Source organism: Nitrosospira multiformis, assembly GCF_900110185.1.
Lineage (GTDB): Bacteria > Pseudomonadota > Gammaproteobacteria > Burkholderiales > Nitrosomonadaceae > Nitrosospira > Nitrosospira multiformis_A.
On sequence record NZ_FOCT01000016.1, the window covers coordinates 1 to 18,479 of the forward strand.

At 50.3% G+C, this 18,479-nt stretch carries 22 protein-coding genes and 3 pseudogenes; 18 read left to right on the top strand and 7 right to left on the bottom strand.

Going from position 1 to position 18,479, the window contains the following annotated elements:
* From BMY01_RS18855 to BMY01_RS14455, 4 genes are all read left to right on the top strand, one after another.
* Positions 1–82 (top strand): PEP-CTERM sorting domain-containing protein (locus BMY01_RS18855; RefSeq protein WP_139176940.1); only part of this gene is annotated, 82 nt, incomplete at its 5' end.
* 619 nt (positions 83–701) lie between these two features.
* Positions 702–1,283, top strand: a complete 582-nt coding sequence (locus BMY01_RS14445; RefSeq protein ID WP_074748800.1) for a recombinase family protein — start codon at positions 702–704, stop codon at positions 1,281–1,283.
* Positions 1,280–1,489: an addiction module protein gene (locus tag BMY01_RS14450; protein WP_074748801.1), complete on the top strand. Its 210-nt coding sequence runs from the start codon at positions 1,280–1,282 to the stop codon at positions 1,487–1,489. The genes BMY01_RS14445 and BMY01_RS14450 overlap by 4 nt, the downstream gene beginning before the upstream one ends.
* Entirely contained in the window at positions 1,486–1,770 is a 285-nt protein-coding gene (locus BMY01_RS14455) for a type II toxin-antitoxin system RelE/ParE family toxin (RefSeq protein WP_074748803.1), read from the top strand. The genes BMY01_RS14450 and BMY01_RS14455 overlap by 4 nt, the downstream gene beginning before the upstream one ends.
* 894 nt (positions 1,771–2,664) lie before the next feature.
* Here BMY01_RS14455 and BMY01_RS17560 read toward each other — a convergent pair.
* Positions 2,665–2,907, bottom strand: coding sequence for a hypothetical protein (locus BMY01_RS17560; protein WP_139176935.1), 243 nt, complete (start codon positions 2,905–2,907; stop codon positions 2,665–2,667).
* Between the two features lie 362 nt (positions 2,908–3,269).
* Between BMY01_RS17560 and BMY01_RS17880 the strand changes: the two genes are divergently transcribed.
* Positions 3,270–3,434, top strand: a complete 165-nt coding sequence (locus BMY01_RS17880; protein ID WP_175463284.1) for a hypothetical protein — start codon at positions 3,270–3,272, stop codon at positions 3,432–3,434.
* Between the two features lie 165 nt (positions 3,435–3,599).
* Here BMY01_RS17880 and BMY01_RS17885 read toward each other — a convergent pair whose 3' ends face one another.
* Positions 3,600–4,019, bottom strand: a complete 420-nt coding sequence (locus BMY01_RS17885; RefSeq protein ID WP_074748807.1) for a hypothetical protein — start codon at positions 4,017–4,019, stop codon at positions 3,600–3,602.
* Between BMY01_RS17885 and BMY01_RS18860 the strand changes: the two genes are divergently transcribed.
* The 6 genes and pseudogenes from BMY01_RS18860 (at position 4,008) to BMY01_RS14495 (ending at position 7,941) form a co-directional block, all read left to right on the top strand.
* On the top strand, positions 4,008–4,202 hold the full coding sequence (locus BMY01_RS18860; RefSeq protein WP_368086250.1) for a tetratricopeptide repeat protein: 195 nt from the start codon (positions 4,008–4,010) through the stop codon (positions 4,200–4,202). The genes BMY01_RS17885 and BMY01_RS18860 overlap by 12 nt on opposite strands.
* A 25-nt stretch (positions 4,203–4,227) precedes the next feature.
* Positions 4,228–4,458 carry a hypothetical protein gene (locus tag BMY01_RS14470; RefSeq protein WP_074748809.1) on the top strand — a complete coding sequence of 77 codons (231 nt, stop codon included), beginning with the start codon at positions 4,228–4,230 and terminating at the stop codon, positions 4,456–4,458.
* 125 nt (positions 4,459–4,583) lie between these two features.
* Positions 4,584–5,084 (top strand): annotated as a pseudogene (locus BMY01_RS18430) (IS6 family transposase); the annotation flags it as partial.
* A 68-nt stretch (positions 5,085–5,152) separates the two neighbouring features.
* Positions 5,153–6,271, top strand: a pseudogene (locus tag BMY01_RS17570) (IS3 family transposase).
* A 664-nt stretch (positions 6,272–6,935) separates the two neighbouring features.
* Positions 6,936–7,418, top strand: a complete 483-nt coding sequence (locus BMY01_RS14490; protein ID WP_368086246.1) for an SRPBCC family protein — start codon at positions 6,936–6,938, stop codon at positions 7,416–7,418.
* Between the two features lie 70 nt (positions 7,419–7,488).
* Positions 7,489–7,941 (top strand): PAS domain-containing protein, encoded by a 453-nt coding sequence (locus tag BMY01_RS14495; protein WP_074748817.1) that lies wholly within the window; start codon positions 7,489–7,491, stop codon positions 7,939–7,941.
* Between the two features lie 63 nt (positions 7,942–8,004).
* On the opposite strand, the gene BMY01_RS14500 is transcribed toward BMY01_RS14495, so the two are convergent.
* A complete protein-coding gene (locus tag BMY01_RS14500; RefSeq protein WP_368086247.1) occupies positions 8,005–8,565 on the bottom strand; it encodes a lipocalin family protein in 561 nt (186 codons plus the stop codon).
* A gap of 759 nt (positions 8,566–9,324) precedes the next feature.
* Here BMY01_RS14500 and BMY01_RS14505 point away from each other — a divergent pair.
* Positions 9,325–9,978, top strand: a complete 654-nt coding sequence (locus tag BMY01_RS14505) for a hypothetical protein (protein ID WP_074748821.1) — start codon at positions 9,325–9,327, stop codon at positions 9,976–9,978.
* Positions 9,979–10,017: 39 nt separating this feature from the next.
* Here the strand turns inward: BMY01_RS14505 and BMY01_RS14510 are convergent, their stop codons facing one another.
* Positions 10,018–10,827 (bottom strand): winged helix-turn-helix domain-containing protein, encoded by an 810-nt coding sequence (locus tag BMY01_RS14510; protein WP_217638681.1) that lies wholly within the window; start codon positions 10,825–10,827, stop codon positions 10,018–10,020.
* 347 nt (positions 10,828–11,174) lie between these two features.
* Here BMY01_RS14510 and BMY01_RS17890 point away from each other — a divergent pair, with 347 nt between their 5' ends.
* The 6 genes from BMY01_RS17890 (at position 11,175) to BMY01_RS14535 (ending at position 16,416) form a co-directional block, all read left to right on the top strand.
* Entirely contained in the window at positions 11,175–11,378 is a 204-nt protein-coding gene (locus BMY01_RS17890) for a permuted SH3 domain-containing protein (RefSeq protein ID WP_175463285.1), read from the top strand.
* Entirely contained in the window at positions 11,375–14,455 is a 3,081-nt protein-coding gene (locus BMY01_RS14515) for an efflux RND transporter permease subunit (protein WP_074748823.1), read from the top strand. Before BMY01_RS17890 ends, BMY01_RS14515 begins: the two co-directional genes overlap by 4 nt.
* Positions 14,452–14,790 (top strand): P-II family nitrogen regulator, encoded by a 339-nt coding sequence (locus BMY01_RS14520; protein ID WP_074748825.1) that lies wholly within the window; start codon positions 14,452–14,454, stop codon positions 14,788–14,790. Before BMY01_RS14515 ends, BMY01_RS14520 begins: the two co-directional genes overlap by 4 nt.
* Before the next feature lie 206 nt (positions 14,791–14,996).
* On the top strand, positions 14,997–15,182 hold the full coding sequence (locus tag BMY01_RS14525; protein WP_074748827.1) for a hypothetical protein: 186 nt from the start codon (positions 14,997–14,999) through the stop codon (positions 15,180–15,182).
* 101 nt (positions 15,183–15,283) lie between these two features.
* The gene (locus tag BMY01_RS14530; protein ID WP_074748828.1) at positions 15,284–15,616 is read left to right on the top strand and encodes a hypothetical protein; all 333 of its coding nucleotides are present in this window, start codon (positions 15,284–15,286) and stop codon (positions 15,614–15,616) included.
* Between the two features lie 410 nt (positions 15,617–16,026).
* Positions 16,027–16,416 (top strand): hypothetical protein, encoded by a 390-nt coding sequence (locus BMY01_RS14535; RefSeq protein WP_074748830.1) that lies wholly within the window; start codon positions 16,027–16,029, stop codon positions 16,414–16,416.
* A 421-nt stretch (positions 16,417–16,837) separates the two neighbouring features.
* Here the strand turns inward: BMY01_RS14535 and BMY01_RS14540 are convergent, their stop codons facing one another.
* The 3 genes and pseudogenes from BMY01_RS14540 to BMY01_RS18445 form a co-directional block, all read right to left on the bottom strand.
* On the bottom strand, positions 16,838–17,050 hold the full coding sequence (locus tag BMY01_RS14540; protein ID WP_074748831.1) for a hypothetical protein: 213 nt from the start codon (positions 17,048–17,050) through the stop codon (positions 16,838–16,840).
* A gap of 205 nt (positions 17,051–17,255) precedes the next feature.
* Positions 17,256–17,665, bottom strand: a pseudogene (locus BMY01_RS18865) (Na+/H+ antiporter NhaA).
* 189 nt (positions 17,666–17,854) lie between these two features.
* Complete coding sequence (locus BMY01_RS18445; RefSeq protein ID WP_074748837.1) at positions 17,855–18,292, bottom strand: DsbA family protein; 438 nt, start codon at positions 18,290–18,292, stop codon at positions 17,855–17,857.
* Between the last annotated feature and the right edge of the window lie 187 nt (positions 18,293–18,479).

Consider the following 18,479-nt stretch of genomic DNA (forward strand, 5'->3'; position numbering starts at 1 on the left):
CTATGCCTTGATGCTTGCAGGTTTGGGCTTGATCGGGTTTATGGCGAGACGAAAGAAGATGGAGAATTTACAACGTTATTGAGCTCTCGTCTCTTATTCTGCAATATTGCCCTTTTTGGGCGAGTCGATAAGTAGCATAAAGACTTCCTTTCGCTACTCCTTTACATCCTGCCCTTTCACTTTTTTCAATATTTCCTCTTTCAACGAATCACTTTCAATGTATCTCGAGTCGCGGCGCAGTAGCGCAGATACTTTAGGTTGTGGAATCCCCATCCCGGGACGCAATCTGCTACTTGGACAGTCCACAGCACATCTTCCAGTCTTTCCAAAGGCACAAGGGCAAGCGATTAATAGACCCGCCAGTAAGCCGGGTAGGATTGGCTATAGGATAGTATTAATCTCGACCTTGTCGGGGTAGTTATGGATATTTTGGTTAGTGAACTTAATTCTGGCAAGCGGCCCTTCGTCCTGTTCTTTAAGGATAGAGCGGAGGAGAACTGAATTCTCTTCATAAAAACGTTTCTTTCCTCGCCTCCCTATTTCCCATTACATTTCCATAAAACGACCGTTTATTGGGAGGTATAAGGGGCAAGGCAAATTTCTGTCTTTTTAGCCCTAAAGGTATCCAAAAACTGTATCTTGAAACAATCTCTCCAAAAAGCTAACATGGAGACGAGTTTTTGGAGAAGAAAAAGGTAAAAATGAAAATTGGATATGCGCGGGTCAGTACTCAGGATCAGGATTTGGCTTTGCAGATCGACGCCCTGACGAAAGAGGGTTGCGAGAAAATCTTTCAGGAAAAAGCCCCAGGTGCTCAGCGGGACAGACCGGAGCTGAAGGCTGCGCTGTCGTACATGCGTGCAGGGGATATTCTGATAGTCTGGAAGCTGGACCGTCTTGCCCGGTCCATGAAACAACTGATTGAAACGGTCGAGGATTTCGAGACCCGGGGGATCGGGTTGAAATCCTTGCAGGACCCGATTGACACCAGCTCAGCAAGCGGAAAACTGGTCTTTCACATTTTCGCCGCGCTGGCCGAATTTGAACGGGGGGTTATCCGGGATCGGACCAAAGCAGGCTTGAAGTCAGCACAGGAACGGGGCCGCATTGGTGGCAGACCGAGGCTGTTATCTGATAAAGATTTACAGGCCGCAAAAGCCCTGTTGAAGGATCCGGCGATAACGGTAGCAGAGGTTGCGAAGCGTCTTGGTGTTTCCCTATCAACTCTCTACAATCACCTGCCTGCTGCCCGTGCAGAAAGTCTGGAGGAGGTCGCATCATGAAGATGCTCACAAAAGAAGATGTAAAGGCCCTTACAGCGGATCAGAAGCTTGAGCTGATGGACCTGTTATCGGAAAGTCTTGAAGAAGATCATATCCCGGTGTCTCCAGAAGTGAGGGACGAAGTAGAATCCCGACTGAAGACATACGATGAAGACAAGAAAACGGCCCTGCCGTGGAGGGACGCGCTGCGTCAGCTTGCGCCTTGATCGTTACTCTTCAGGCATTCAATGATGTGGCACAAGCAAGAGACTGGTACGAAAAGCAGCGTCCGGGATTAGGTAATGATTTTATCTCCAAGGTCGAGGAAGCTTTGGAAATGATTGAAAGCAATCCTCTGCTCTACCCGGCATTAGTCAAAGATGCGCGTCGGGCAAATATGAAGAGGTTCCCCTACGGAATATGGTTCAAGGTAGAGGAGGTGCCTGTCGTCATTGCCTGTCTACACCATCGCAGAAACCCGACTGTGATAAAAGGTCGCACTCCTTAATCCTTCAATACGTCCGTAGTCTCACGAAATAGATTCCTGCTTAATCCCATCTATCCATTCGTGGCAAACCGCTAGCCAATGATCATTTGCTCTCACACATCTTAAAGAGATGTGATAGAGCGCCGATTCGTAAATCAATAGCAGGTCAGGTCGGGCAGCTCGTTTCCGACCGCTCCACGGCTGCCAGTTCCTGTTCTAGCGTGGCAGGCCTGGCTTCCATTTTTCAACGTACAAACAATAAATGTCCTAGGGACGGAGGCGAAAACTCCCGCTCCTGAACCTTCTCAATCCGTCTTCAGCGCCCCGGCTAAATGAGTGACACGTTTAAGTTGGCTTACCCCAGCAATTTGACATGCTGACCTGCTGCGATAATCCCTTTGCAAGTCAGAATGCGATTATGTAAACGCACTGTCACTGCATTCTATAGGGAAGGTGTATATGCAGTATTCATCAAGGTCAATGGCCTGTACATATATCAATTAGATAGCCCTCCACATCTACATTTACAAGAAAATACCATCCGCCTGTATTACTGAAACGGAATGCATACCACCATCTGCCATCTGTAGGAAGACCCTGCACAGCAGTCGCAAGGCTAACATGCAAATTTCCATCAGCGGGATTTACGGAACAAGCGATTGGCCCAACTGGCACTGGATCGATAGTAGTACTCGGATGCTCTCTCTTTATCTCTGCGATGACGTTACCCCAAGGAAACCAGGTCCCATCATTTCCCCGGCGAATAGTATGGAATAGCTCCCCGTCCTTATTCACAGCGCATACATGCAAGTCGTTACCTTGATTTGTGGAGCAGGCGATGTGCACAACCAGCGTTGGATTGCTACTCCCCGGATGCTCTCTCTTTATCTCTGCGATAACATCACCCCAAGGAGATCAGGTCCCATCACCTCCCCCGCGAATAGCGTGGAATAATCCTCCATCCTGAGTCACAGAACATACCTGTAAATCATCATTTTGATTAACTGCACACGCAATATTGTTAAAAGCCTTCCCTGGGATAGTATTGACCCTTTTCAATTTTGATGAATCCCAAGGATCAAATGGATCATCACTATGAGTCATATGCCAAAGAAAAGCTGGATCAAAAAGAGCCAATATATGGAATGATCTACTCATTTGTTAACCTCCATTAGGTAATGGATATTGTTACTTACAAATGGCAAAGGGAAAATCTTGGACTAGGGTATGTCCTATTTGACGATAGGTTATTTTGATGTAATGTCAATTCAACTTGGTGTGTAGAGTTGCCCCTATTTAGTAAGCACGCACGAAGTTTCAGGTTTATCGGAAGGAGCAAACAGATGGAATTAACCAACAGCAAACGTATCCTCTACGCAGCGAGTTACGTGTCCATACAATTCACCGTTGAAGAGCAGCGTAAAGTGGGTTCGACTCTCGTGCCGGTGTTATGAAAGCAAATGTAAATACTGAACCGCCCCGGGTTTTGTAGAGGCTCCAACATCTGAGAGAATGGAGCCATGAAGAAACAGAACAAATTTTCCCCCGAAGTACGTGAACGCGCTGTGCGCATGGTGCTGGAGCACCGCGGCGAGTATCCCTCGTTGTGGGCCACCATCGAATTATATTGCCCCCTGTGGGTTCGCCCAGCTGTGCACTTCACGCTGGCCGATTTGGTGCAATAAATTACGTTTCATTCAGCGGGGTAAGCCGAATTAGAACGCTTTCATCAAACCCTTCGGTACTATCGTACCAAGGTGCTCAATAGCCGGTTATTCCACCTTACTGGAAGAGGTGCGATTCGAAGGCTAGACCGCTTCCAAACCATCATCCACACGCTCAAAAATAGGTTACGACGTGCGGCCCCAAGCCTGCACCTCAATCTTCCAGACCCCATCGATGTTCCTGAACGTATATGCGAGGGTACCGGTGCGAACGACGGAGCTGCCCCTGATAGTAACTGTGAGAGTCCCCAATATGACCGCATATGCGTACGCGCCCTCGACATTCCAAAAGCCCAACTCGAAGGACAAGTGCTCAGAGGTCACGCCGAGGTCCTCGCGCCATTTCTCGACGTCAGCGAGCCAATTGGCGGGAGCATTTGGGTTCAACCAGCGATAGGGCGCAATACCGTCGATGATGATGGCGGTATCTCCGAACACGCTGAGGAAACCGTCCCTATCCGTCGTGCTGAAGCAGTGGGCAGGCTTGATAAAGCAATCATCTGCTATGACGACGTGATCGGGCGCTACCGGGACGTGCGCGAACATGTCGCCAACGCGTTCGTCAACAAGGCAGTCACCTTAGGACAGCTTGGCAGACTTGATGAGGCGATCGACTGCTATGACGAAGTGATCGGGCTACCGGGATGCGACCGAGCTTGCCCTGCGCGAACAGGTCGCCCAAGCGCTGGTCAACAAGGGGGGCGCCCTGGGGGAACTCAGCAGAAATAATGAGGCGGTCGCCTGCTGTGACGAGGTGATCGGGGGCTACCGGGACGCGCCCGAGCCCGCCCTGCGAGAATCGGTCGCCAGGGCGCTCTTCAACAAGGGGTTGGTGCTGTGGGAACTCGGCGGGAAGGAAGAGGTGATTGCCTGCTATGACGAGGTGGATGCGCGCTACCGGGACGCGCCCGAGCCCGGCCCGCGCGAAATAGTCCAAGCAGCGATTAAATTACGAGAAATGCTTAGAGGAGGAGGTAATTCATAATTGCAGAAATAGAATTGGGGCTGGTAAATTATTAAGGCGTTCGCTGAAATGCCCGATACAAAGTAGTCCGGTCCACATTTAGAGAAGCGAGGTGCACCATTGTATTTTTCAGGACAGATCCTCAAATGTCAGATTTTAAGTGGCGTCATTTCCGTGGGGAGATGATTCCGAGTTGTATCAGGTGGTATTGCAAATACGGGATCAGCTATCGTGATTTGGCGGAAATGATGCTGGAACGTGTCTTAATGTGGATCACACGACGCTCTACCGTTGGGTTTAGCACTACGCGCTGAAATGGAAAAGCGCCTGAGTGGCATTGGAAACCTTCCGTGGGCTACAGTTGGCGGGTGGATGAAACCTACGTAAAAGTAAAAGGGGAATGGACGTATCTCTACCGGGCGCTTGATAAAAAAGGCCATACGATTGATTTCTATCTCTCCGCTACTCGCAATACCCACGCTGCCAAACGTTTTCTGGGCAAAGCCCTGAAATCCATGAAGCCCTGGTGGCGTACCGGTGCTATCAATACCGACAAGGCGCCCGCTTACAAGTCCGCCCTTGCCGAATTAAAAGCGGAAGGAAAGTGTCCGCCGGATACTGTGCACCGGCAGGTCAAATACTTGAACTGATGTGCTCCCCCTAAAACGTGCCATTTGGAATCTAGTAAAGTTCGTTTTTCGAGAGGAGAACGGACGTGAAGAAGCGATTTACGGATGAGCAAATTATTGGATTTCTGAAGCAGGCAGATGGAGGCATTCCGGTCAGGGAATTGTGCCGCCAGCATGGTTTTTCCGATGCGGCGTTTTACACTTGGCGTGCCAAGTTTGGTGGGATGACAGTATCGGATGCCAAGCGGTTGCGAGATCTTGAAGCAGAGAATGCTCAGCTCAAGAAGCTTTTAGCCGAGTCGCTTCTGGATGGTCAAGCCTTGAAGGTTGCTTTGGGCCGAAAGCATTAACTCCACAGGCCAAGCGTGAGGCAGTGATGGCGATGCTTGAGCAGACGAACGTTTCCGAACGCTGTGCCTGCCTGCTTGTGGATATATCACGTACGGTATTGCACTACATGCCCAAGGTGCGGCTGGAGAATGAGCGGTTGCAAGGTCGAATGGTTGAGTTGGCTTCTGAACGTCGCCGTTTTGGTTATCGACGCATTCATGCTCTGCTGCGGCGTGAGGGTGTTGAAGCCAATCACAAACGTATCTTTCGCCTTTACCAGGCTGCCGGATTAGCAGTAAAGCGCCGACGCAGGCGAGGGGGCGTAGCAGTTGAGCGTGAGCGATTGGCATTGCCAAGCCAGCCCAATGAGGTATGGTCAATGGATTTCATCTGTGATGCACTGGCGAATGGCAGACGCATCAAGGTATTGACCATCGTTGATGACTTTACCAAGGAATCCATTGATCTGGTAGCTGAACATGGCATTTCAGGACAATATGTCGTGCGTGTCCTGGAGCGGGCGGCACGTTTCGTGGGTTGCCCTTGGCCATTCGCACCGATCAGGGACCGGAGTTCACCAGCAAGGCACTGGATCAGTGGGCTTATAAGAATGGCGTCCAGCTCAAATTGATTGAGGCGGGCAAGCCGACGCAAAATGCGTACATCGAGAGCTTCAACGGTCGGTTTCGGGATGAGTGCTTGAACGATCACTGGTTTACCAGCCTGGCTGAGGCACGGATTCGGATATCAGCCTGGCGGCGCGACTACAACGAGCATCGACCGCACAGCGCATTGAATTATCAAACTCCGGCAGAATTCGCCGCCAACCGCCGCATGCATAAAGAAATAAAGGCTGTGAAAGAAACAAAAACTGATTTTTAACTGGGACTTTGCTAGAACGCCCCTGGCACTACCACCGGGGGCACATCAGGCTCTCTATCACAGCATCTTTAATCCGTGTGAGGACAAATGATCATCGTCTACGCTAGAACATCAAAGATCGATCAAACTGCCGGCTTCGAGGCACAGCCCGAGGAACTTGAAGGCGTCAAGTGCCGGAAAAATTTCCGGGAACAGAAGCAATCTAGACCCCCTTCCACCTAAAAGCCCTAGGGGGTCTCTCAGTCAAGGTTCCCTACTCTATATTTACTCATATACGATAATGTCTCCTCTTTGGCTGAAGGCGCTCCGAATGGAGCCTGACAGTATGTCTATAAGGATGCATGGAGGCAGCGCAGCCGCGACGACCAGGCATACATGGGCCACCTGTCTCCAGCAAAATTTGAGGGGCTGTATTTCGGGAGGCATCCCCAGGCGTTCGCATTCATGGCCAGGTCGATATCAGTGTGGATTGTTTGACCAATGGAGGCAACTACCCTTCCTTTTCTATAGTCATAACCACCATTCTCACTCTTCTTGAATGCCACTCCGTCAGAGAACCGAGCTTCTTCTGATGTGCTCAAGTCTGACACCGAAAAAGCACTGTACTACAATGCCTTCTATGCGGAAAAATAACGGAGGAAATGGTTAATGCTTGGCATGTTTAAGGATACTCCTGTGATCGGGAAAGCAAACGCCTTGATTCAACGGCCTCCTCAGGATGTTTTTGATTTTGTTGGTGCTAATTTCCTCACCAATTATCCTCGATGGTCACCAGAAGTTGTCGAGTTGAAGCCATTAACTGAGGGACCTGTAAAGGTGGGAACTATGTGCCACCAGGTTCGGGTCGACCAGGGTAGACGTTCGGAATCGACGTTCAAAGTCATGGCATTTCACCCAGGGCAGCGTATATGCTTTGAAGGAGTATCCAACCCCTACCGGTGCGATTACGTTTTTGAGCCATCCAATCCTCCCTCTGCAAGCCGCATCACTTTTACCTTCGAGCTGCATAGTCTGGAGATGTTCATGAGACCTTTCGAGAAACTTATCCGTATAGCGGTACAGGAGGGAACTGAAAAAACTGTAAGAAGTATTAAGAAATTGGTTGAAGCGGAGATCGCGGATATGCCTACTCGGACCTGATCGCTAGTGAATGTTGCTTCCTCTCTGGAGGAGCACTTTCAGCAGAATAGAAATAGTATAGGAGAGAATAATGTTTTTTATGGATGATAAAGACCCGGGATTAATTCCTCGAACTCTATGCGCTATTCTGGATTCTTGTGTGAATGGAGTAACGTTAGCGGATCCTGACCTGGAAGATTTGCCATTGGTTTATGCCAACAACGCGTTTGCGGTGATGACGGGATATAGGCAGGAAGAAACCATAGGAAAGAATTGCCGTTTCTTGCAAGGCACAGATCAGAAACAAGAGGAAAAAGGCCTCATACGCAATGCGATAAAAAATGCACAGCCCATAGAAGTTACATTAAGGAACTATCGTAAAACCGGAGAGTTGTTTTATAACCGCTTAGCCATTACCCCGTTGTTCGATTCGGAGGGGCGGGTACTTTATTATTTGGGCGTGCAATATGATGTCACCAAGCAAGTTCTCGCGGAGAAAGAAATAGAAAGGCTAAAGGCTCATATTGAGTCCCTCACAAAATAGTCAAATTGGTTCTTCCGTTAGACTTCTTTATCTTCGTAAAAATGGCAGGGGCCTTTGATCATCTCATGCGTCCTTTTCGCCATCCTTCTGCAACATTGTGCCGCCGCAGCGAGCCCCGTGTTCCACATAAATAAGTTTGGCTGTATCGAAGCCAAGCATATCAGCCTTTTTTATGAACCTGTCCAATACCTCATCTTCGACGCGAGATGCTCTTGCAAGAAGCCATAAATAACTTTTATCCGCTCCGCTCACGAACGAATACCGATAATCCGCTTCATTCACATCGAATATCACATATGAACCGTAAAATGGACCAAAGAATGACACCTTGAGATAGCCAATTTCGGGACTTTTCATGAAATAGGCTTTACCTTCTGCCTTTCGCCACTCTCTTTTTTGTGGATCATATCCGCGGTTCAAGACCCGGAGACCCCCATCATCACGGAGGCTATAATTAGCCGTAATGCCGCACAAACCTTTCTCAAAGGAATGCTCCAAGCGTGCGATTTCATACCACTCTCCCAGGTATCGCTGGACTTCGAAGTTCTTGACCGGGGTAACCCCATTGGGAATCCCGGTGCATCCCCCCAATATCGTCGAGCCCGCCACTAATAATGTAAGCAATAATTTTTCCATTCGAGGCCCTGTAATATCCATGTTAAATGGCAGTTAGGCCATTGTTCGAACAGATCGCTCCCTCATCGGGCCATTCTACTCACTCAAACTTCCCACCATGATTTGTCAGGATAGAGTCTATAGCTCTCACTGAGGAGTGTCAATTAATAGTAATCAAAAGTCTATCTTGACAAAAATAGGGGACAAAAGTGTCAGGCAAATTTGTCATGATGGGGTGCACCTCAGATTTACAACATTACGTTTTTGTGCGTTCTCCATGACTAGCGGCCGTATTTTTCAAGCCAGAGGATGCTTGGCGCTGGATGATCTGGAGACGCCGGCTAGGAAGCAGCTCACCTTGCCCTGAACAGGTCGCTGCCGACTGAAGGATTCATGCGGTGGCGCGTGATGAGCAGGGAAATCAACCATGCTGATCCATATAGCAACAGGAAAGAACTGCTGAAGCCTGTAAGTCCCCTGAAAGCGCAGAGCCTTTCCTTGTCTACTTTATAGGTCCAACGTCTTCGGATTGATTTCGTAAACGCGCAGCCAAAACCTCTAGCTTTCCTACCGATGCCTAAAGCTGTCCGGCGTTTAAAGTCTCAGGTGCGTGCCGCAGCCTGTCTTTGACAGCTTCAATTTCATCAACTAAGTTGAACAATGGAAGTTAAACGCCACCTCGTCGGAGGATGCGACGGCTAGATCGCAAGCCGTTGCAGAATAGGGCACTCGGCCCTTTAGTACTTTTCCCTCTTTTGGAGAAAGTCGATGAAACCATTAACCAACGCCATTAATATTACGATGTTGATGCTTTTAGCTCAGTTTGTTCAGGCAGCGCCCAGAACAATTGATGACTTTAACACCGGTCCATATCAGGGGGCGTCCCTGGTATCCGAATCTGAACTATATATCCAGAAAGGTTCAATGCTAGGCGGGCAGCGCCACGTCGTTCATAGAGTCGATCAAATCAACCCTTCATTGAGCAGAACAGGCAGGTCCGCAGTCACGAAAGGGCACCTGATCGTTGAGGACGGCGTGCATGCGGCAAGTAGGCTCCAAGTGTCCTATGGGATTGAGCAACACGGAAGCGTGACACCACTAAATCTGGACTTGAGCCAGGACTTGGCTAATGGCCAATTCACGCTGCACTTCCATTCAATCGACATGCAGAACCAGGTCGACGTAATTATTCAGGCAGTCACATCGTCCAGAGAGGTTTTTCAGATTAGCAAACAGGTAACTCCGCCCGTCATAGGTAGTAGCTTTGATGTCTCTTTCCCTCTGGCTGATTTTCGTTCAGGCAAAACCGGAGAGCCTCCTACTGAAAATGACTTCAAATCTATTGACTATCTCACCCTTATTTTTCAGGAAGGCGGTAACGGGGGCAATGATTTCGCCGTCGATTCATTTGATATTAGATGATAGCACTAGGTTGGTTCAGCTATACCCAATACACAATTATCATGAATTGCCACGCATGTTTTGCTCAATCGACCGCAGGGTATTCTGGATTTCACGCTCATGTATTTCAGGGTCAATATCCTGGATGTGCTCTACCGCAGAGAAGTCGTCCCCGCGCTTTCTATTCTGTGGGGGTTCGAGGGACTCGATCAAAAGTGCTTCAAGCGTGCCGATCATTGAGACGAGGCTTGGTACCAGGGGGAGTTCACGCAGGCCACCCTCCGGCGTGACGTCAAGTAGCCCGAACCATGAGAATCGGTTCCAACGGCTTCCAAGTCGATCAATGGTGTGCTCATAAAGCCTTCGTCCGAGGGGCCTGTCGATCGACCTCGACATACACAACAGTATGATGGTCATAGAGGATGTAGATACCTTTCTGCCTGCCAAAATCAACAGGGGTTGCCATTGCCTGCTGCTTGCCAAATATCTTTGGATCACCGCGATAACCAGATCCCGTTGCCAATACATGCCAAAAGAGCGAATGATGGAATCAGAATTCTCAACTTCCGCTTCAGTTACTGCTACAAATGCTTCGGAGGAGACTATTACTGGCGGCTGAATGGCGGCAGACTCTGCATTCGCCATCTCTCTCAGACCGAATACTCCTCTCGCAATCTTAACGAATGGCGATGCCTCTCCCCCGCGCCTGATTGAGCTTGTTATCTGCGCATTTACTGTGGCACGAGGTGTGGCGCCATCCGTCTCGTAGTAGCCTTGGGTCAGGATTCGTTCAGCGATTTCCGCATATTCAAGCGGCTTCTGTGCTTCACGCAAAACTCGAATAATGGCGTCACGCCAAGTTCTTTCCAAAGTAATCTCCTGTTACTCAAGGATCGTCGAAGCGACTTCCTGGGTATTTGATGAAGGACTCGTCGTCCGTTGAAGAAGAAGACTCTCCGCCACGGGACGCCTTGCGGTTCCCGAGGTCTAGCTCATACTCTTCTATAGAACTCGATGTTCTACTCTTTTTGCAATAACAACAAAGCGAGCTATTTTATGCCTCAATACAGAGTCAGCAATTGGATCTAGGTACAGTATGGTCAAGGGAGGCGTTGGTAAAATCGTGTCGTGCCTGTATCCGGAGCGATTGTTGTGCTGGTGAGCGACGCGCTTCGTCCATGGCCAATTTTCACTGCTCGGTCTCGCGCTTTTTTTAATTGCGCTATGACTCTGACTGGGTATATGTGAATATGGGCAATCACCACTACCAGAAACGCCCGGTCAAGGTGGGCCCCCGCCTAAAGGATCGTGCCGTCATTCATGAGGGCCTGAACCCGGGTGAACATGTCGTGATTGAAGGTGCGCTGTTGCTGCGCGCCGAGCAAGGCAGCGCCCTACAAAAAAGGCAAGACCAGCGATGATTGGCAAGCTCATCGCTTTTTGCCTGCAGCAGCGGCTGTTAATCATCAGCACGTCGATAGTGCTGGCGGTGATAGGCGTTCTCTCATTCGAGCACCTTCCTGTTCAGGCTTTTCCCGATGTGCAGAATGTGTTTGTCCAGGTTGTAACCCAATATCCCGGCCAAGCCCCCGAGGAAGTGGAAAAGCTCATTAGTCTGCCGATAGAAAAGGAAATGAACGGGCTGCCGCATATGATCAACATGCGGTCCATATCCATCTTCGGGCTATCGGTGGTAACGCTCACCTTCGATGATGATGCCGAAGACTACTTTTCCCGCCAGCAGGTACTGGAGCGGCTTAAAGCAGTCAGCCTGCCTGCAGGCGTAAAGCCCACCTTAGGCCCATTGACAACGGGTATCGGCGAAATCTACCGCTATCGGATAGAAGCAGCCAGGATGCCACTGGTAGAGCAACGGGCTCTACAGGACTGGCTGGTCGAGCCCACGCTCCGCTCGGTCCAAGGGGTGGCGGACGTCGTCGCGTTTGGAGGAGGAATCAAGCAATACCAGGTCCAGGTTGATTCCGGCAAGCTCAGGAATTACAACCTGACGCTATCCGACGTGTACGAGGCTATATCCTCCAACAATGCGAATACTGGCGGGGGCTATATCGAGCACGGCAGCGAGGCAATGATTGTGCGGGGAACCGGTTTATTAAAATCGATAGATGAGATTGAAAATATCGTCATTGTCACCCGTGAAGGCATTCCTGTCTTTGTGAAGAATGTCGCCACGGTCGCTATTGGCCCGCAGCCCCGCACCGGCATAGTGGGCTTCAACGAGCTCGACGACGTGGTGCAAGGCATCGTGTTGCTGATCAAAGGCAAGAATGCAACTGTTGTATTGAACGGAGTAAAGGAAAAGATCGAATATCTCAACAGTTATGGGCTGCCTCCCGGGGTGAGGATAATTCCCATTTATGACCGCACCGAGCTGATCCAGCATACCGTCAATACGGTCGGGCACAACATGATAGAGGGAATAGTGCTCATCCTTCTCGTGCTGATCATCTTTCTTCGCCGATTCTGGGCGTCTCTGGTCGTTATCACGGTCGTGCCGCTTTCGCTGCTGGTTGCATTCATACTGATCGACATGATGCATGTCTCCGCGAACCTCATTTCCCTGGGAGCGGTGGATTTCGGCATCATTGTGGATAGCGCCGTAGTCCTGGTCGAAGCCATTATGGTCAAGGTGAGCCTAGACATGCATCAGGGAGCAAGCAAGGCGCACATGCGCCAGTCCATGCTGATAACGACGGCAGAGATGGCCCGCCCCATCCTTTTCTCGAAGGCTATTCTTATCATCGCCTTCATACCCATCTTTACCTTCCAGCAGGTGGAGGAGAAAATTTTTTCTCCCATGGCGTTCACGCTGACCTTTGCGCTTCTCGGTTCACTGATCATCAGCATGACGCTGGTCCCCGTACTGCTGAGTTATTTGCTCGGACCGCATCTCGTGGAGTTGCCCAATCCGCTCATCCGGAAAATGGAAGAGGGGTACCTGCGCATCCTGCAGGCAGCGCTTCGCCATCCCTACAAGCTGTTTTCCAGCGCGGGTATCATGCTGGCCCTCTCTCTGGCTACATGGCCACTGATAGGCACCGAATTCATGCCTAAACTGGATGAGGGGAATGTCTGGCTGACCATCACTTTGCCGACGTCAGTGTCATTGAACAAAGCAAAAGAATTGGAAAGGGATATACGCGCTCGCCTCTCCGAGCTCCCGGAGGTGAAATCCATCGTCACGCAATTGGGGCGTCCCGAGGATGGAACCGATCCCAAGGGCTTCAACAATCTTGAAATCCTGATTGATCTCAAACCCAGGGAAACCTGGCGCTATCGCAACAAGGATGAGCTGGTAGCCGTCATGGAGAAAAAACTGGCAGCATTTCCGGGACTGCAGCTTAATTTTTCCCAGATCATCCAGGATAACGTGGAAGAGGCAATTTCCGGCGTAAAAGGCGAGATCTCCATCAAGATATTCGGAAGCAATCTCGACATACTTCAGGAAAAAGCGGATCAGGTTACTGGCATTCTCCGCTCCATCGAAGGGGCCACAGATGTGGCGGCGGAGCAGCAGTCCGGATTGACTCAGCTGATTATTTCGATCGACAGGGAAAAGATTGCGCGTTACGGCATGAATATCACGCAGGTGGAAGATGTCATCGCCATGGCCGTGGGCGGCCTGCCCGCGACGCAGATGCTTGAGGGTGAGCGCCGCTTCGATGTTACAGTCCGGCTGGACAAATCGGCGCGTGACTCGGTGAGCACAATCGAAAACATTACTGTTCTATCCTCGAATGGCAGCCGCATTCCACTGGCGGAACTGGCAGATATCAGAATAAATCAGGGGGCAGCCAGAATCACGCGCGAGAACAACATGCGCCGCATTGCCATCAAATGCAATCTGATCGGCCGTGATCTGGGAAGCTTTGTTGCGGAAGCGCAACAGGAAGTTGCCCGCCAGGTGGTGCTCGAGCCGAGCTATCGCATGGTCTGGAGTGGCCAGTTCGAAAATCAGCAACGTGCAATGAAGCGGCTTTCCATCATCGTTCCGGTAAGCTTTGCCCTGATTTTTGTACTGCTGTTCTGGACTTTCCGTTCGGTCAGAAATGCTTCGTTGATTGTACTCAATGTCCCGTTTTCGCTGATCGGGGGGTTGATTGCGCTGTTGCTCACCGGCATTCACCTGAGCGTTTCCGCAGCGGTCGGATTTATCGCCCTGTTCGGTATTGCCGTACAGAACGGCGTCATTCTGCTCTCACAGATCAACTCGCTCAGGCGCGAAGGAGTTCCGATAGCTGAAGCGGTTGTTCAAGGTTCCATCAGCCGGCTCCGGCCAGTCGTAATGACTGCTCTCATGGCAATGCTCGGTCTTTTGCCCGCTGCGTTGTCCACCAGTGTCGGCTCGGAAACAGTCAAGCCTTTTGCAGTGGTAATCATCGGAGGATTGATCAGTGCGACTCTTTTGACCCTGACCATGCTCCCCGTACTTTACCGCACCTCCGAAGAGTGGGTTAAAACCAAGGTGATTCCGTGAAAGAAATCCGCGCGTACATTGAACCCTTCATGTTATCCAAAGTAACGCAGGCATTACTTGAAATTCCAGATTTCCCGGGCATGAGCGTCTCCGATTGCTACGGGTTTGGCGGAGAGCGGATCGCCGATAGCAGTTTCGATCCTTATATGCTGAAAAAACGCATCGAAATTTTTGCTTCCGATGAGCAAGTGGACGATATTTTCAGCACGGTCATGCAGGCCGCCAATACCTATCAGCGCGGCGCAGGCAAAATTTATATCATGGACGTGAGCGGAAGTGGGAACATCAGCAGTGGAGAACGTCATCAGGAAGATTTCCCTTCCAGACCGAAGTAACGATCATCAAAAGATGTTGTTTTCATGTCCAATATTAATTATTTCGACATATAACCACCCTCAAGCACAGCCTGAAGTATCAAAATCCTCATCCTTTTCAGTTCGAGGATCTATGCAAAGTGTAGTGTGACTTTTAGCAGCTTGGCCATGCGGGACGTTGTTTCCTGCTCTTCCTCAATCATCCTGGTTACTCAACGATGAGACCGATGCGACATCATATCGGCTTTGGTTTGCTCTTTGCCTTTACCATCACGGCAGCTTACGCGAGTGATGACTGTCACGTCATCGAGAAACTTGCGTTGCTAAAGCAGCAACTCACAGTCGTTGTGTCCGGCATCCCTCTAGTCCTCGGTGCTTTAGAGGTGCGATTGTCTCTTGCGCTCCGGGCATGAGGTGCTATATCTAAATAAACCCTGAAAGCCGCATACCCTTGGCTATAAATTTTTGAATAGCTGAGAAATCTTTATATAAGAGAGGGAAAAGGAGTTTTATCATGAAGACTGCAAAGGCGGTATTAGCAGGAATCGGCGCAGCTATATTATTCAGTATGGGGCCAAATACAGTTGTTCAGGCGCAGCCTGGCCTGATCAGTGTGGATCTCAGAAACGTCGCGAACGATATTGCGAAAGACATCAATGTTGATGTCAATCAGATCCCAGCCACTGTGCAAGCACCTGTTTCTGTAGCTACCCTCGTATGTGGCATTGCCGCAGATGTTCTGGGCACCCAAGCTGCCAGCGGGACTGGAAGCTGTATGGCGATGGGCACTTCTAGTGCTCTGGATCAAATCGTGCTCGAACAAATAAAGCGAATGAGGAAAATGTAAGTTGTTGCACTACATTAAGGAAAGGCTGTGATCGATCATGAAGAATGCCACAGGAATTTCTATGAGCAGCATGATTGAAAAGTTTTTGAGGTAACTCCAGGAATGACCTCTTCGTTCCTGATGAACAAGACTCTTACCGGATCGAATTCCTCTTGATCCCTCTGTAATCCCGGTTTCCACGCTTATAAATCTCTGGTCGCGACCAGACAGGAGATTTTCGCCTTCAGGAAGATATCCTCATCTGATTACAGGCTGCTAGAGGGAAGGGGAAGGATATCTTGTCGAAAGCATCCACGGATCTTTTGTTCTATAAATAGGCTTCGTGCAATGAAAGGGAATCGCAGGATTCTCCAAATTGCGATTTATGGAAAAGCTCTTTAAAGGAGTTCATATATAGGAGAGGAAACGACATGGAAAAGCTCAGGATAACGCTGGCAATCGGGATAGGAACTACAGTGATCATCCTCCTCTTAGTCAGTACAGCCCCCGCCATAGTGGCTGCAAATGAATCAGCCGCACCCCAAGGTGCCGATTCGGCCGCCGAAGATCAAGAGAAACGCCACTTCACTGTCGCATGCGAGATGCCCGGAGATACAGCCAATTTCTCATGGGTGGAAGGCAATCTCCCAACCACCGTCTACTACAACAACCACTGCTCGCATGCGGTGAAGGTCACGGCCCACCTCGGCGATCTCGCAGATTTTACGAAATGCGTCACGGTTAAGGCCGGTATGAAAGACAAGAGGGTTTATCGGCTGAGTGAGAACGGGAAGCTCTACAAGCTCACCAGAGGTTGCTAACCGTATCGCTGGCTCGGACAGCACACGGTAACAAATCGTTCTACATGTAGCTCATCGCCGATCACGCGAAGCAGCCTACCCCACTCCATCCAGCTGCAGTTACAGGCCCTTCTCAGGGCCTGTAGTTAGCATTCAGCGATCTACTCCCCGATATCGGTGGGCAGGCCTACGAAGCCGGAATTTTCCACTTTAGATCGGTACTGATTCCGGAGTAGGTCCGGGGTAGGCGAGCCCTCTGTCGAGGCTAAAAACAGTACCACCCAGATCGAGAATAGATGAGGGTTCATTAAAAGTTCTTTCCTTCTCATTGGAAGTAAACCTGTCATTCTCAGAGCAGCAAACAGGGCGAACGGATCGACTGAGCAATGCTCATTTTGAAACCAGCTCCTAACTCGGCTGGTTTTTTTGTTTCTGCCTTTTCTTAATCAGCTGTTTTTTGTACTTCGAGGCGCGGCGCAAAGCCGATGCTAGGGCCTTCAGGGTTTATCCAGAATACGGTGTTTTCTGGAAAACCCGTGAGCGATCCTTGATGGAAATGGCGCTTCAAAAGATCGTGGGGATAATTGCTGGAAAAATTTCTTACTCGTTTGACATGTCCTGTAAGAGTTCTCGTATAGACGGCGTATTTAGGCATAACTCCTTCCCAGTTGTATCGAAGCTTCTATTTTGACGGCGGTTTATTGCAGTATCAATGCAGATAGTGAAGCTTGGATTCTGATCGCTCTCGGAGTTATTAATAGCAGATAAAGGCCAGCTCATTTTGTAATCACTTTTCCGGATGAGCTACAGGGGGCTTCGAAAGCCTCAACCGCGATGACCTGAGGACGATTGCTCCAATATCATCGACCCATAGCCGCCGCTGTCAGGAAGATACGTAACTCAGCCGGGACGCGATTTCCCATCATCATGATCAGCGCCACGGCGAACGCCCTATCGGTTGTCGTCGGAACCCCCCAACCGTGGGACCAGGCTCCTGCAGGAATCAATAGCAGATAAACGATCGCCGGCACCACCATGCCGCCGATAGCTGCAGCAACCGGCAACGCCCCGATTGTACGCTGGCGAGGCGGCCCACCGTGAATTCTCGCTTGATTTCCAGCCCCACGACCAGGAAGAAGATCATGAGCAGACCGTCATTGATCCAATGGAGTAAGGACATCTTGAACTCGGCGCTACCGAGTGAAACGCCCAGATACAGCTCCCATAGTGCCGCGAAAGAGGGCCCAAGGCCGGAATTCGTAAGAACCACAGCAAGGATCGTTGCCAGTAAGAGCAGGATACCTGCGGAAGGCGCCCAGTCGGCAAAGTCGAGAGCGGCACCCCGTAACCGGTGCCCTGGCTAACCAAGCATCGCATCGGCGAAAGAGCTTTCATCCCATGGGTCATCATAGCGCCGACCGTTGATAAAGAATGTCGGCGTGATAAAAGCGTGACTGACCTAGGCGCTCTTTACGTCTGCCTGGACGCGCGCCTTGGCGCGCTCATCGGCTTCTCCGGCTTTGACAGGATCTGGCAAGGGCACCCCCAGATCGTGGGCAACCGCAACCAAATCCTCCTCCGTCAACGTTTCGGAACGTGTCATCAACGCGATGTGGGCATCCCAAAAGCTTTTGGTGTCTTTCGCATGCTCCACCAGCTCGGCAGCGCGGAGAGCAATATCGCTTCCAGCCAGAGGGTAATGCCGGAATACATAACGAAGGCGATCGCCCAGCTGATCACGAACCTCAGCGATTCTTTCATTCGCAGCGCGGCAATACGAGCATGCGTAGCTTCCGTACTCCACCAGGGTTATTTCAACGTTCGCTGGCCCGAGCGTATGGTCGTAGTCGTTATCGACCGGGCGATCAAGCTTGTTGCTTAATTTCACCTGCGACACTGAATGGCCTCACTCAATGGACAATATTTACAATCACTTCGTTTTCGGCTGAGTAGCTAATGAAAATATTATAGTAGTGGCTCCGGGAAACCGGATGCCCTGGCGTACTCAGCGTACTCAAGATGATTCAAGGCCGGGTAGCCGATAGGCATTCGTCTCCGATTTACCGCACCTCTATACCTCTGTT